Annotated in this window: 14 protein-coding genes and 1 riboswitch; of the genes, 13 read left to right on the top strand and 1 reads right to left on the bottom strand. The window is 57.8% G+C overall.

Annotated elements, in window-relative coordinates:
• The first annotated feature begins 15 nt into the window (after positions 1–15).
• From LB462_RS11320 to thiD, 10 genes are all read left to right on the top strand, one after another.
• Positions 16–1,626, top strand: a complete 1,611-nt coding sequence (locus LB462_RS11320; RefSeq protein ID WP_224507890.1) for an ABC transporter substrate-binding protein — start codon at positions 16–18, stop codon at positions 1,624–1,626.
• 31 nt (positions 1,627–1,657) lie between these two features.
• Positions 1,658–2,710: an ABC transporter permease gene (locus tag LB462_RS11315; protein WP_224508238.1), complete on the top strand. Its 1,053-nt coding sequence runs from the start codon at positions 1,658–1,660 to the stop codon at positions 2,708–2,710.
• Positions 2,711–2,842: 132 nt separating this feature from the next.
• Positions 2,843–3,760: a nickel transporter permease gene (nikC, locus tag LB462_RS11310; protein ID WP_224507887.1), complete on the top strand. Its 918-nt coding sequence runs from the start codon at positions 2,843–2,845 to the stop codon at positions 3,758–3,760.
• Positions 3,757–4,590 (top strand): ABC transporter ATP-binding protein, encoded by an 834-nt coding sequence (locus tag LB462_RS11305; RefSeq protein ID WP_224507885.1) that lies wholly within the window; start codon positions 3,757–3,759, stop codon positions 4,588–4,590. The genes nikC and LB462_RS11305 overlap by 4 nt, the downstream gene beginning before the upstream one ends.
• On the top strand, positions 4,587–5,363 hold the full coding sequence (locus LB462_RS11300; RefSeq protein WP_224507883.1) for an ABC transporter ATP-binding protein: 777 nt from the start codon (positions 4,587–4,589) through the stop codon (positions 5,361–5,363). Before LB462_RS11305 ends, LB462_RS11300 begins: the two co-directional genes overlap by 4 nt.
• Positions 5,364–5,507: 144 nt before the next feature.
• Entirely contained in the window at positions 5,508–6,476 is a 969-nt protein-coding gene (locus LB462_RS11295) for a TadE/TadG family type IV pilus assembly protein (RefSeq protein ID WP_224507881.1), read from the top strand.
• 56 nt (positions 6,477–6,532) lie between these two features.
• Positions 6,533–6,635, top strand: a riboswitch (TPP riboswitch).
• A 118-nt stretch (positions 6,636–6,753) separates the two neighbouring features.
• Complete coding sequence (locus LB462_RS11290) at positions 6,754–7,497, top strand: ABC transporter permease (RefSeq protein WP_224507879.1); 744 nt, start codon at positions 6,754–6,756, stop codon at positions 7,495–7,497.
• Between the two features lie 65 nt (positions 7,498–7,562).
• Positions 7,563–8,489, top strand: a complete 927-nt coding sequence (locus LB462_RS11285) for an ABC transporter substrate-binding protein (RefSeq protein ID WP_224508237.1) — start codon at positions 7,563–7,565, stop codon at positions 8,487–8,489.
• Between the two features lie 25 nt (positions 8,490–8,514).
• Positions 8,515–9,174: a thiamine phosphate synthase gene (thiE, locus tag LB462_RS11280; protein WP_224507877.1), complete on the top strand. Its 660-nt coding sequence runs from the start codon at positions 8,515–8,517 to the stop codon at positions 9,172–9,174.
• Positions 9,171–9,971 (top strand): bifunctional hydroxymethylpyrimidine kinase/phosphomethylpyrimidine kinase, encoded by an 801-nt coding sequence (gene thiD, locus LB462_RS11275; protein WP_224507875.1) that lies wholly within the window; start codon positions 9,171–9,173, stop codon positions 9,969–9,971. The genes thiE and thiD overlap by 4 nt, the downstream gene beginning before the upstream one ends.
• Here the strand turns inward: thiD and LB462_RS31430 are convergent.
• Positions 9,913–10,695, bottom strand: a complete 783-nt coding sequence (locus tag LB462_RS31430; RefSeq protein ID WP_370637112.1) for a transglycosylase SLT domain-containing protein — start codon at positions 10,693–10,695, stop codon at positions 9,913–9,915. The genes thiD and LB462_RS31430 overlap by 59 nt on opposite strands.
• A gap of 246 nt (positions 10,696–10,941) precedes the next feature.
• Between LB462_RS31430 and LB462_RS11265 the strand changes: the two genes are divergently transcribed.
• The 3 genes from LB462_RS11265 to LB462_RS11255 all read left to right on the top strand — a co-directional run bounded on the left by LB462_RS11265 (position 10,942) and on the right by LB462_RS11255 (position 13,343).
• Entirely contained in the window at positions 10,942–11,700 is a 759-nt protein-coding gene (locus LB462_RS11265; protein ID WP_224507873.1) for a FadR/GntR family transcriptional regulator, read from the top strand.
• A gap of 23 nt (positions 11,701–11,723) precedes the next feature.
• The gene (locus LB462_RS11260; RefSeq protein ID WP_224507871.1) at positions 11,724–12,701 is read left to right on the top strand and encodes a sialic acid TRAP transporter substrate-binding protein SiaP; all 978 of its coding nucleotides are present in this window, start codon (positions 11,724–11,726) and stop codon (positions 12,699–12,701) included.
• Between the two features lie 69 nt (positions 12,702–12,770).
• Entirely contained in the window at positions 12,771–13,343 is a 573-nt protein-coding gene (locus LB462_RS11255) for a TRAP transporter small permease (RefSeq protein WP_112531077.1), read from the top strand.

Here is a 13,343-nt window from a genome sequence, read left to right as displayed (position 1 = left end):
ACAGGGAACAGAACAATGTTGATGAACCAGATAAACCCGAAATTCCGGCTGCTGCTCGGCAGTGCAGCGCTGTCCACGATGTTGCTTTCCGGCGTACCAGCCTGGGCCGAGACGCCAGCCGATACCCTGGTCGAAGCCTTCGCCATCGATGACGTGATAACGCTCGATCCTGCTGAAGCTTTCGAGCTCACCACCGGTGAAATCAACGGCAACACTTACGACAAGCTCGTTCGGCTCGATATCAACGATCCTTCGAAGGTCGTTGCCGATGTCGCCGAAAGCTGGACGGTTTCCGATGATGGCCTGACCTATACTTTCAAACTGAAGCCGGGCCTGAAATTTGCGTCGGGTAATCCGGTCACGGCTGATGATGTCGCCTGGTCGTTCGAACGCGCCGTCAAGCTCGACAAGAGCCCGGCGTTCATCCTGACCCAGTTTGGTCTGAAGCCGGACAATGTAACCGAAAAGGCCAAGGCAACTGATCCTTCGACCTTCGTGTTCACGGTCGATCAGCCTTACGCGCCAAGCTTCGTCCTGAACTGCCTTACAGCGACAGTCGCTTCGGTTGTCGACAAGAAGCTCACTTCCGAGCATGTCGTCAATGATGACTTTGGCTGGGCGTGGCTGAAGACCGCCTATGCCGGTTCCGGTCCGATGAAAATCCGCGACTGGCGGGCCAACGAAATCATCGTGCTTGAACGCAATGACAACTACTGGGGCAGCAAGGCGCCTCTCATGCGGGTCATCTACCGGCACGTCAAGGAAAGCGCGGCGCAGCGTCTGCTGCTTGAGAAGGGCGATATCGACATTGCCCGCAATCTCGAGCCAAACGATCTGGAGCAGGTGGTCAAGAATAGCGACATCGCCACCACCAACGCGCCCAAAGGCACCGTCTACTACATCAGCCTCAATCAGAAAAATGCAGATCTTGCCAAGCCAGGCGTAAGCGAAGCGCTGAAATACCTCGTCGATTATGACGCTATCGGCGAAAAGCTGATCAAGGGCATTGGTGAAATCCACCAGACATTTCTGCCGAAGGGCGTCCTCGGCGAACTCGACGAGAACCCTTACAAGCTCGATGTCGCCAAAGCCAAGGAACTGCTCGAAAAGGCAGGCCTGAAGGATGGTTTCACCGTTACCATGGACGTGCGCAACAATCAGCCGGTGACGGGCATTGCCGAATCCGTGCAGCAGACATTCGCTCAGGGCGGCGTCAAGATGGAGATCATTCCGGGCGATGGTAAGCAGACGCTGACCAAGTATCGTGCTCGCACCCATGACATGTATATCGGCCAGTGGGGCGTGGATTATTGGGATCCGAACTCGAACGCGGACACCTTCACCAACAACCCCAACAATTCCGACGAAGGCACAAATAAGACATTGGCGTGGCGCAACGCCTGGGATGTGCCCGACCTGACCAAGGAAACCAAGGCTGCCCTCCTCGAGCGCGATGGTGCCAAACGAGCACAGATGTATCAGGACCTGCAGAAAAAAGTTCTCGCAACCAGTCCCTTCATCATGATTTTCCAGCAGATCGAGGTCGCGGGCTATCGTTCGAACCTCAAGGGCTTCAAGCTCGGACCGTCATTCGACACGAACTACGTTTTCAATATCTCGAAGTGATCCGGGGTTCGCACCGTTGACCAATCCCGACATGCAACTGGAGTCCAGGCGCTCAGGCGCCTGGGCTACCAACTTCGCTTGGGCCGCCGGCAGGTTCATCCTGATCGGCATCATCACGTTCCTGGGGCTGATCGCCGTCACATTCTTTATCGGACGCGTCATTCCGATCGATCCGGCTCTTGCCATCGTTGGCGACAGGGCGCCTGCCCACGTGGTCGAACGGGTACGCGAAGAACTCGGTCTTAATCTGCCACTCTACGAGCAGTTTTTCATCTACGTTAAGGGCGTGCTGGAGGGTAATTTCGGCAATTCGGTTCTGACCACCAATCCTGTGATGCAGGACATAAGGCGCGTCTTCCCCGCCACGATGGAGCTTGCCACTTTCGGCACGCTTATCGGCGCGGTTTTCGGGGTGCCGCTAGGCGTTCTGGCGGCAGTGAAACGCGGCAGCCTCATCGACCAGATCGTTCGCGTCATCGGCCTCATCGGCTATTCCGTCCCGATCTTCTGGCTTGGAATGATCGGCCTTGTCGTGTTCTACGCCAAACTCGGCTGGACTTCGGGTCCGGGCCGTATCGACGTCGTCTATGAATACACGTTCACGCCTATCACCGGCTTCTACCTGCTCGATGCGGTTCTGCAGCAGAACTGGGAAGCGTTTCGCAACATTTTCAGCTTCATCATCCTGCCCGCCTCGCTGCTCGGCTACTTCTCGCTGGCCTATATCAGCCGGATGACGCGATCATTCATGCTCAATGAGCTGGAACAGGAATATATCGTGGCCGCGCGGGCCAAGGGCCTTTCCGAGACGCGCATCATCTGGGGCCATGCACTGCGCAATGCCGCGGTGCCGCTCGTCACAGTGATCGCGCTGTCCTATGCCGGATTGCTCGAAGGCTCGGTGCTGACCGAGACAGTTTTCTCATGGCCGGGGCTCGGGCTCTACATCACCAATTCGCTGCAAAACGCCGACATGAACGCAGTGCTGGGAGGTACGATCATCATTGGCACTGTCTTCGTCGCCATCAACCTTTTGTCCGATCTTCTGTATCGGGCGCTTGACCCACGGACACGTGCGCGATGAAAAACTTGCCAGAGCGGGCTGCAAACGTCAATTTTCTGTGCTCCGGTGCTCATGTACCCAAAAGTACACTGCGCTCCGGTGCTCAAAAATCGGCGTTTTCGCCACCCTCTGGCCAATTTTGTGGGTTTTGAGATGACAACACGCCCCCTTTCCCGCCGAGAATGGCTGATGAGCGACCGGCCGCAATCGCGCATGCAGGCGCGACTGGGCAGGGCCTATCTGGTCTGGAGCCGCTTCGCCAGCAACAAGCTTGCCGTCGTGGGTCTCGGCATCATCATCGCACTTCTGCTTGTCGCCGCCTTCGCAAATGTGCTTGCGCCACATTCGCCAGTGGTTGGCGATTTGCGCAATGCGCGCCTGTTGCCGCCGGGCGGCGAATATTTGCTTGGCACCGATGACCAGGGCCGCGATATCCTTTCGCGGTTGATTTATGGCTCGCGGCTGACGCTTTATGTGGTCATCCTCGTTGCCATCATCGCAGCACCAATCGGGCTTCTCGTCGGGACTATCGCCGGTTATGCCGGGGGCTGGACCGATTCAATTCTGATGCGCATCACCGATATCTTCCTGGCGTTTCCCAAGCTTATTCTTGCTTTGGCCTTCGTCGCCGCGCTCGGGCCTGGTATCGAGAACGCGGTCATCGCCATCGCGATCACCTCGTGGCCACCCTATGCGCGTATCGCCCGCGCCGAAACGCTGACCGTGCGCAATTCCGACTACATCGCTGCGGTGCGGTTGATGGGTGCGTCGCCGTTTCGCATCGTGCTGCGCCACATCATGCCGCTGTGTCTCTCCTCGCTGATCGTGCGCGTAACGCTCGACATGGCGGGAATCATCCTGACTGCCGCCGGGCTTGGCTTTCTTGGCCTCGGTGCACAGCCGCCATTGCCGGAATGGGGCGCGATGATCGCTTCCGGCCGTCGCTTCATTATGGATCAGTGGTGGGTTGCGGCAGCTCCGGGCTTCGCCATCCTTATAGTCAGCCTCGGCTTCAATCTTTTAGGTGATGGCTTACGTGATGCACTCGACCCGCGGGGCAGCAACCAATGAGCACGATGCTGACCGTAGAGGACCTTCGCGTGCAGTTTCCGACCCGTACGGGCACTGTCGATGCGGTGCGCGGCGTTTCCTTCACGCTTGGACGCGAGCGGCTTGGCATCGTAGGCGAGTCCGGTTCAGGCAAGTCGCAGACCGGCCGCGCCATCATGGGGCTGACACCGCCACATGCGAAGATCACTGCACAGAAGCTCAACTTCGACGGCATCGACCTGCTGGAGGCTTCGGTGAAGCAGCGGCGGAGCCTTCGCGGCAACCGCATTGCCATGATCCTGCAGGATCCGAAATATTCGCTCAATCCTGTCATGAGTATCGGCCGGCAGATCGTCGAAACGCTCAGGACGCATGAGAAGGTCAGCAAGGCCGAGGCACGCAAACGGGCGCTCGACATGCTTGCCGCCGTGCAGATCCGTGACGCAGAGCGGGTCTACGATTTGCATCCACATGAGGTTTCGGGCGGCATGGGGCAGCGGGCCATGATTGCCATGATGCTGATCACCGGGCCGGAATTGCTGATCGCCGATGAGCCAACCTCGGCGCTGGATGTTACCGTGCAACTCGACGTGCTGCGTATTCTCGACAATCTGGTGCGCGATCGCGGCATGGGCCTGATCTTCATTTCTCACGATCTGCGGCTGGTTTCATCGTTCTGCGACCGCGTCATCGTCATGTATGCGGGGCGGATCGTCGAGGAAATTGCCGCAACCGACTTGCACAATGCCAAGCATCCCTACACGCAAGGGTTGCTCAATTGCATGCCGCAGATCGGTGCCGACCGGCATCCGCTGCCGGTGCTCGACCGCAAGCCGGAGTGGGCCGTATGACACCAACCCGGTCCAAGGCATTGGTCATTGAAAAGCTTGAAGTGAAATTCGACCGCTTTCTCGCCCTGCGCGGTGTCAGCTTCGACGTGGCGCCAGGCGAATCCTTCGGTCTTGTCGGTGAATCCGGCTCGGGAAAATCCACATTACTGCGCGCTGTCGCAGGTCTCGCTCCGGTCAGCGCCGGAACGATTACCGTCAACGGCAAGACGCTGGGTTCGGCCCGTACCAAGGCATTTTACCGTGAAGTGCAGATGGTATTCCAGGACCCCTACGGGTCGTTGCATCCACGCCAGACTGTAGACCGATTGCTCCTGGAACCGCTGGTGATCCATGGGTTCAGTGATATCGAAAAGCGCATCTTGCGCGCACTGGATGAAGTGGGATTGGGGTCGAGCTTCCGCTTCCGCTATTCGCACCAGCTGTCGGGCGGTCAACGTCAGCGTGTCGCCATCGCCCGGGCGCTGATCCTGGAACCGTCAATCCTGCTCCTCGATGAGCCCACATCGGCGCTCGATGCCTCGGTTCAGGCGGAAGTGTTGAACCTGCTGGAGCAGATCAGGCGCGACCGGAAGCTGACTTTCCTCATGGTGAGCCATGATCTCGCCGTGGTTACCCATATGTGCGACCGGCTGATGGTCATGCAGAATGGTGCCGAGGTAGAGCGGCTGACGGCATCGGAACTTGCCAAACGCAAGGTCACGCAGGATTACACGCGCAATCTTCTCGTCGCGAGCCAAGGTTTCGTCCGGCCGGATATCCAGCCTGAGCGCTAACAATCTTCATCGGATTTTTACCATTCCAACAATGATTTTATACAAATCGTGCTGCCTGAGCATGATCGTGAAAATATGAATGAATTTACTAAGCACGAATTTACGCCGGAGATTCAAAGGTCCATGTAACGACGGAGTGGGCCAATGAAAAAAATTCGAAATTTCCTCAAAGACCGCAGCGGAGCAACAGCAATAACCTTCGGATTGCTGCTGATACCTATCATGGGGATGACCGGGCTGGCTGTGGATTACAGCCTCGCGAGCAACGAGCGGTCCAAATTACAGAACGCCGCTGACTCGGCCGCGTTGGCCGGCGCGTCGGTTTTCACCGGGTCGAATTCTGCGGCGGCAGAAGCGCGTGCAAAAGCCTACCTCAAGGCTAATCTCGGTGCGGCAGCGGACAAGGTTACCATCAAATTCACAGCGGCCGATCAAAAAGTCAACGTTGCAATCAGCGGCGGGACAAACACACTGTTCATGCATCTGCTAAAGCAGGATAAGGTTGCGATCGGCGTGAATGCTACGGCCTTGGCGCCATTGAAACCTACAACGGCGAAATTCATTCCAGGTGACATGTACGGCTGGTATTTCAAGAAAGTCTCCATTGTGGTCGTGAAGAATGGCCAGGAAACGGTGATGGGAACTGTAACCTACACAAGTGCCTACAGAAGTGGTCCTAACAGCGAAAATGGTCGTGGTACGGGTGTCAAAACCCAGGTGCCGCCGGACAATACGACCATTAATCTCGGAGATTACGACAAGTTGTATCTAAAGATGGAAGTCAAAAACGATGGCTGCGACGTTGGATACAAGTACACCGCCGATCCCGCCGACTCCAACCATACTCTTTGCCTCCCGAGCACGTCTTCCGGCGACCAAAGTTATAACCTGACGTTGCGTACTGACGATCCAAATACGGTCGATTATTTGTTCGTTGAAGGTGTGCGGTTGAAGAAGGGCACAACCCCTCCACTGGACGAGCTGTTCAATTGCGGCGGCCGGCAAGATCATGCCTGGGAAGATGGCGGCGGCTTTACGCAACAGGACTTTTTCTACCAGGTAGAGGCCGCTTGTAAATCCGTCGATGGCGAGAACGTCCGTCTGACAAACTAGACCGATAGCAACCACAGCGGCGCAATTGACTTTGTCCTTGCGCCGCTCCATCATGATTTCATTCCGAGGGGGGCACTGTACAGTGCTGAGATAGCGTCGAGCTGGACCCTTGAACCTGATCCGGGTTATGCCGGCGTAGGAACGGGAATTGAGCCTTCTTCGCACACCTCAAGTCTTGTCTTCGCACATATCCGGATCTCCGATCATGATGGAGTCCAGACCGTGCTTGTTCCCTTAAATTCTCTCCGGCAACAACGGTAATGGCGTGAACAGCGCCATGCGCCTGGTTTTACATATAGCGGCAGCTTTGCTGGCGGTGGTCCTGTGCTGGCAAGCGATCGTCTGGGTGATGGCGCCGCCGCGCTTCATTCTGCCGGGGCCACTGACGGTTATCGCTACGCTGGTTGACGAGCAGCACTATCTGCTGGCTAACGCCGCCATCACGCTGGTGGAGATCATCCTTGGACTGATGTTCGGGGCGCTGGCAGGCATCCTTACTGCGCTGCTCGTCAGTGCCGTGCCCGGTTTCCGGCAGATCGTCTGGCCGGTCATGCTCGTGCTGCAGGCGCTTCCGGTTTTCGCCATCGCACCACTGCTGGTCCTGTGGTTTGGTTTTGGCCTTGCCTCCAAGGTCGTCATGGCGAGCCTCATCATCTTCTTTCCAGTGGCCTCGGCCTTCGCCGACGGTCTGCAGCGAACCAATCAGGATCTGCTCGACGCAGCGGCGCTGACACAGGCATCTCCCCTCGCGACACTGTTCCTCGTGCGCGTGCCGAGCGCCTTGCCCGCACTGGGTTCCGGCTTGCGCGTTGCGGCGGTTTTCGCGCCTATCGGCGCCGTCATCGGCGAATGGGTTGGCTCTTCGCGCGGCCTCGGTTTCGTCATGCTGCAGGCCAATGCGCGCATGCAGACGGATACGCTTTTTGCCGCCCTCATCATTCTCGCCACGCTGACTATTGTCCTGCGCTTCCTTGTGGATGCGCTGGCAAAGCGGCTGACGCCATGGGCGCGGGAGGCATGACAATTTCCCTCATTTCATCGCATGTAAAAGGATCTTCGATGTTTCGCATTCATCCTCTGATTTTCATGATCGGTCTCGCCGTTTCTGCCTTCGGCTTTTCCGGCCCGGCCATGGCAGCCGACAAGCTGACTGTTCTTCTGGAATGGTTCGTCAATCCCGATCATGCGCCACTCGTCATCGCTAAAGAGAAGGGTTACTTCGCGGAGGCCGGTCTCGATGTCGAGCTGATCCCGCCCGCTGATCCGGCAGCGCCGCCACGCCTTGTTGCGGCGAAGCAGGCGGACATCGCCATCCACTATCAGCCCACGCTTTTTCTTGACCATGCTGAAGGCCTGCCGCTGGTACGGTTCGGCACGCTGGTCGAAACCCCGCTCAATACGGTGATGACGCTGGCGGACGGGCCAATCAAAAGCTTGAAGGATTTGAAAGGCAAGAAGGTTGGCTTTTCCGTAGCGGGCTTTGAAGATGCGATGCTGGGTGCCATGTTGAAAGCGGAGGGCCTATCGACCAAGGATGTCGAGTTGATCAATGTCAACTTTGCCCTCTCCACCTCGCTGATTTCCAGGCAGGTGGACGCGACCGTCGGTGCCTATCGCAATTTCGAGCTGACGCAGATGGCGCAGGAAGGGCACAAGGGGCTCGCCTTCTTCCCGGAAGAACATGGCGTGCCTCCCTATGACGAGCTTATCTTCGTCACTCACCCGGATTTGCTGAAGGACGACCGGCTCAAGCGCTTTCTCGGCGCGGTGGAGAAGGGAGCGATCTATCTGACCAACCATCCGGACGAATCCTGGCAGCTCTTCGTCAAGGCCTATCCGGATCTGGATAATCCACTGAACAAGCAGGCCTGGATCGACACGCTGCCGCGATTTGCCAAGCGGCCCGCTGCGCTCGATCGCGGCCGCTACGAACGGTTCGGTGTCTTCATGCACGATGCGGGACTGATCAAGAGCGTCCCCAAGGTCGAAGACATCGCCGTGGAATTAAACTGAACATTTCAACCCAAAGAGAGAACACATGCCAAAAGTAGATTACCGGCTAAACGCCATTGTTGATGTCGATGCTATCGGCGGCGACAGAGATCTGGGCCAGCTTGCGCTTAGCGCCGCACGTGGTGGCGCGACGATCATCCAGTACCGTGACAAGAACTCGCCAACGCGACTTATGGTCGAGCGGGCCAGAACTATCCATGCCGCGCTGAAGGGGACGGGCGTGCCGCTGGTGGTCAATGACCGTATCGACGTGGCGCTCGCCGCCGGCGTGGAAGGCGTACATGTCGGCCGCGAGGACATGCTCGTGGCAGATGTGCGCCGTCTGCTCGGACCGGACGCAATCATCGGCCTGACGGTCAAGAACGAAGCAGACACTCATGCGGCGATCGAGGCCGATATCGACTATGCCTGCATTGGTGGGCTGTTCGAGACACCGGCAAAGCACAATCTGGAGCCTATCGGCTTTGAAGGGTTCAGCCGTCTGGCACCAATCATTCGCGGGGTGAAGCCCGACCTGCCGATCGGCGCAATCGCCGGCATCGATCTTGCGCGAACGCCGCCAGCGATTGCCGCCGGGGCCGATGGCGTGGCAGTGATTTCGGCGATCTTCCGGCAAGACGATCCGCAAGGTGCGACCGCCGCATTGCTCGCGGCGGTCGATGTGGCGTTGAAGGAACGGGCATGACTGCAATTGCATTGACGATTGCCGGTTCCGACAGCGGCGGGGGCGCAGGCGTCCAGGCGGATTTGAAGACATTCTCGGCACTTGGCGTTTATGGCGCAAGCGTTCTGACGGCGATCACCGCGCAGAATACGCGCGGGGTGACCGCTATAGAGAACCTCTCGCCTGGCATCGTCCGCGCGCAGATCGATGCTGTCCTGTCGGATATCGACGTTAAAGCCATCAAAATCGGAATGGTTGGCGTGGTCGAGACGATCGAGGCAATCGCTGACGCGCTCGAGCACTGGAACCGCAAGGTGGTGCTCGACCCGGTAATGGTCGCTACGTCCGGTGACCGCTTGTTGCAGCCAGAGGCTATTGAAGCATTGCGGCAGCTTCTTTTGCCGCGCGCCCTGGTACTGACACCTAATCTGCCGGAAGCAGCATTGCTGACAGGTGAGCCTATGGCAGAGGATGAAGCCGGGATGGCCCGGCAGGCAGAGAAACTGCTGGCGCTGGGGGCCGCGGCGGTGCTGGTCAAGGGCGGTCATGCGAAATCCGAGATGAGCACAGACCTGCTGTTCGACGGTGTCACGATGCAGCGCTTTTCAAGTCCGCGCATCATCACGAACAATGACCATGGCACTGGCTGCACTCTGGCCGCCGCAATAACCGCCGGATTGGCCAAAGGCCTTGATCTAGGTGAGGCTGTGACTGAAGCGAAAGACTATCTGACAGCGGCGATTGCCGCGGCCGAAACGCTTAAAGTGGGGCAGGGACGCGGGCCTGTGCACCACTTCCACCGCTGGTGGCCGGCATGACGGTCTCGATCATTTCGGGCCGCTCGAATGGCAAGGGGACCATCGCGGGAAGAACAACTTGATCGCTCGCGTAAGCGAGTTGCGCGGCGGCCGGAGTTGCCGGCGGGAACGGCTGGGTTGCCGTCGGAGCGGTCGCGGTCACCGCGGTATTGCTGGCAACCGGGGCAGGTTCGGAAGCGGCAGCGGTTTCGACCGGCGATGCGGGCTCCAATACGCCCAGCATGCCCTTGCGCTTGGCCTGGAAATAATAGCCGCGTGAATAAAGCCGCACAGCCTGGTCCGGATTGTAATCAGCGACCTTGTAGGCCCCGGCCAGATATCTCACGCCATATTTGAGATTGGTCTCGGCATCGAGCAGATCCTTGGCGCTACCGTCATGCCCCATACCGCGCGCGGTCGCGGGCAGCATCTGCATCAGGCCCCAGTACGGACCGTTGCGGGCTGCCGGATTGAAACGGCTCTCGCGCTGCACGACACGGCGCACCAGCGATTCCGGAACAGCATAGGCAACGGAATATTTCGAGATCAGACCATCGACGGACGACCTATCCGAAGATTTCGGTTGCGGCTTGGTGTCTACAGCATTTGCAAGCCGCGGCGATGGTTCGGGAAGCGGAATTGACGCTGCATTGGGCAATTTCGGATCGGCTGTCGTGCAAGCGCCGAGTACCAAAGCAAGGCTCAGGCAGGCAAAGGCGCGCGGCAATCGAATATCAAGCAGCATTTGTCACCGGTAGGACGAGGCAGATGTTGAGTTGTCATAGCTTGTTCGCAGGGGAGTGGGGCAATCACTTTCCAATACAAGGCGTAACAATAGGATACCGCACTCCGATTTTACCTTGTGCCTTTTCGAGATTTCTTGGACTAAAGTCTGCCTTGACTCTGTCATATATATCAATGTATCAGTTGTATATTGGTAAGGCCAGTTTACCAGTCGAGTGCGGAAGGGAGAGCCGTGCGGGGAGGACCAATGTTTGCAGCGATCCAGCCGCGCCGCTTGTACCGGCAGGTGGCAGACCAGATACGCACGCTGATCGAGAGCGGCGAGTTTGCCGTCGGCGAGCGGCTGCCCGGTGAGCGCGAACTTGCGGAAAAGCTTGGTGTATCCCGTCCGACCATCCGCGAAGCATTGATTGCACTTGAAGTAGAAGAGCTTGTCCATATCCGTATGGGTTCCGGCATTTACGTCACGCGTCAACAGCGCGCAAAGCCTGCGCCTGTACAAGCCGAAGCCGAAGATCTGGAAGGACCATTCGAACTGCTGCGCGCCCGCGCGCTGATCGAATGTGCGATCGCGGAAGAGGCAGCCAAGGCAATTACGCCTGTCCACGTCGATGCGCTGGATGACGTGCTGACGAAGATGGCGAGCACCTTCAATGACCCGCGCACATCCATTGCGCTCGACCGGACTTTTCACACGACGATTGCTGGCATTATCGAAAACGCCGCGCTCAATCGGTTTGTCGGCGAACTCTTCGATCAGAGGATGACGCCCTATTTCGAGAAGCTGGCGAGCTATTTCGAAAGTCCCGCTTCCTGGCGCGAGGCGTTCGAGGAACACCGGGCCATTCGCGACGCCATCGCTTCCGGCGATCCGGCGCGCGCCAAATCGGCGATGCAGCATCATCTGCTGCAATCGCAACTGAGATTTTCCAAGAGCTTCGATGAGGAGCTGGAAAGTGAAAAGGGCCATCCCGCGGGAGGCCGGAGCAGAAGTACCAAGATCTGAATTCAATCTGGGAGGACTACGATATGAAGATCAAACTGACGACAATTCTGGGGGCGGTCGCCGCTCTCGCGCTATCGGCCGTGGTGGCGCAAGCGCAAACGACGCTCAAATGGGCGCATGTGTACGAAACGTCGGAGCCGTTCCACACGGAGTCCGTCTGGGCGGCCGAAGAGATCGCCAAGCGGACCAACGGCCGTTACAAGATTGACGTATTCCCGGCTTCACAGCTGGGCAAGGAAGCCGATATCAATCAAGGGCTGAAGCTTGGCACGGTCGATATCATCATTTCCGGATCGAGCTTTGCCGCCCGGGACTACAAGCCGATCGGCGTCACCTATTTCCCCTATATCTTCCGCGGGCCAGATCATCTGATCGCCTATACGAAGAGTGATGTCTTCAAGCGTCTTGCTGCTGGTTATGAGGCAAAGACCGGCAACCACATTGCAGCCGTCAGCTACTATGGAACTCGCCACACGACCTCTAACAAGCCGATCGCCAAGTGCTCGGATATGCAGGGTCTGAAGATCCGCGTGCCGGATGTGCCCGCCTATCTCGCCATGCCGCGCGCCTGCGGCGCCAACACTACGCCGATTGCTTTCGCGGAAGTTTATCTCGCGCTGCAGAACGGCACAGTCGAGGCGCAGGAAAACCCGCTGACGACGATCGAAGCCAAGAAGTTCTTCGAGGTCCAGAAGAACATCATCCTGACCGGGCACATCGTCGATCATCTGAATACGGTGATTTCGAAGCAGCTCTGGGCCAGCCTATCCGATGAAGACAAGAAGATATTCGGTGATGTGATGCAGGAAGCTGCCGAACGCACAACGAAGATCATATCGGAGAAGGAAAAACAGCTCGTCGCGACGTTCAAGGAAAAGGGTATCAACGTGACGGAGATCGATAAGGCCGACTTCGAAAAGAACGTGGTGGAAAAGGTCAAGTTCGAGGATTTCGGCTACGAGAAATCCGACTGGGAAGCCATTCGCGCGATCAAGGAATGATCCGACGGGGCCGGGCGGTGATGCTATCGCCCGGCCGCATCCCATGCTGACGCCAACCGGAGACGGAACATGTCAAATGAAATTCATACCCCGGTAACTGCCGAAGAGCTTGCTCATTCCTTCGAAGATGCTGCGCCGGTGGCTGATCTGTCGGATTATGCCATTGAAGATTGGCTGACGCTGATCGTCTTCTGGCTCATGACGGGGTGCGTCTTCCTTCAGTTCTTTACGCGATACGTCATGAACGACAGCTATGCCTGGACCGAAGAAATCGCCATCAACTGTCTGATCGGTGTCGTGTTTCTCGGCTCTGTGATGTGCGTCCGCGTCTCACGGCATATTCAGGTGGACGTTCTCTATCACTACTTGCCGGCGGGCGTCGCTCGCGCGCTGTCAAACTTCGTCGATATCGTGCGCATCGGCTTCTTCGCCTATGCGGTCTGGTTGATGTGGCGATACGTCGAGATCGTTGCGGAAGAGCGCATGGTCACAGTCGATCTTCCACGCAACATCGTTTTTTACAGCGTGCTCGTCGCATTCATATTGATGCTGATCCGCGCCGTTCAGGTTTTCATCCGCAATGTTCGCCGGGGCTATTCCGTCCTGGAGCGTCCCGAAGAATTCCAGAAGATCGAGGACTGA

Source organism: Phyllobacterium chamaecytisi, from assembly GCF_020164455.1.
Lineage (GTDB): Bacteria > Pseudomonadota > Alphaproteobacteria > Rhizobiales > Rhizobiaceae > Phyllobacterium > Phyllobacterium chamaecytisi.
The sequence above is the reverse complement of the archived record's forward strand: the minus strand, read 5'-3'. Positions and strand labels throughout refer to the sequence as shown.

Bases quoted from the DNA above. Each gene is read 5' to 3' on its own strand.
- LB462_RS11320 (WP_224507890.1), top strand. From the start codon at position 16: ATGTTGATGAACCAGATAAACCCGAAATTCCGGCTGCTGCTCGGCAGT.
- LB462_RS11315 (WP_224508238.1), top strand. From the start codon at position 1,658: ATGCAACTGGAGTCCAGGCGCTCAGGCGCCTGGGCTACCAACTTCGCT.
- nikC (WP_224507887.1), top strand. From the start codon at position 2,843: ATGACAACACGCCCCCTTTCCCGCCGAGAATGGCTGATGAGCGACCGG.
- LB462_RS11305 (WP_224507885.1), top strand. From the start codon at position 3,757: ATGAGCACGATGCTGACCGTAGAGGACCTTCGCGTGCAGTTTCCGACC.
- LB462_RS11300 (WP_224507883.1), top strand. From the start codon at position 4,587: ATGACACCAACCCGGTCCAAGGCATTGGTCATTGAAAAGCTTGAAGTG.
- LB462_RS11295 (WP_224507881.1), top strand. From the start codon at position 5,508: ATGAAAAAAATTCGAAATTTCCTCAAAGACCGCAGCGGAGCAACAGCA.
- LB462_RS11290 (WP_224507879.1), top strand. From the start codon at position 6,754: ATGCGCCTGGTTTTACATATAGCGGCAGCTTTGCTGGCGGTGGTCCTG.
- LB462_RS11285 (WP_224508237.1), top strand. From the start codon at position 7,563: ATGATCGGTCTCGCCGTTTCTGCCTTCGGCTTTTCCGGCCCGGCCATG.
- thiE (WP_224507877.1), top strand. From the start codon at position 8,515: ATGCCAAAAGTAGATTACCGGCTAAACGCCATTGTTGATGTCGATGCT.
- thiD (WP_224507875.1), top strand. From the start codon at position 9,171: ATGACTGCAATTGCATTGACGATTGCCGGTTCCGACAGCGGCGGGGGC.
- LB462_RS31430 (WP_370637112.1), bottom strand. From the start codon at position 10,695: ATGCTGCTTGATATTCGATTGCCGCGCGCCTTTGCCTGCCTGAGCCTT.
- LB462_RS11265 (WP_224507873.1), top strand. From the start codon at position 10,942: ATGTTTGCAGCGATCCAGCCGCGCCGCTTGTACCGGCAGGTGGCAGAC.
- LB462_RS11260 (WP_224507871.1), top strand. From the start codon at position 11,724: ATGAAGATCAAACTGACGACAATTCTGGGGGCGGTCGCCGCTCTCGCG.
- LB462_RS11255 (WP_112531077.1), top strand. From the start codon at position 12,771: ATGTCAAATGAAATTCATACCCCGGTAACTGCCGAAGAGCTTGCTCAT.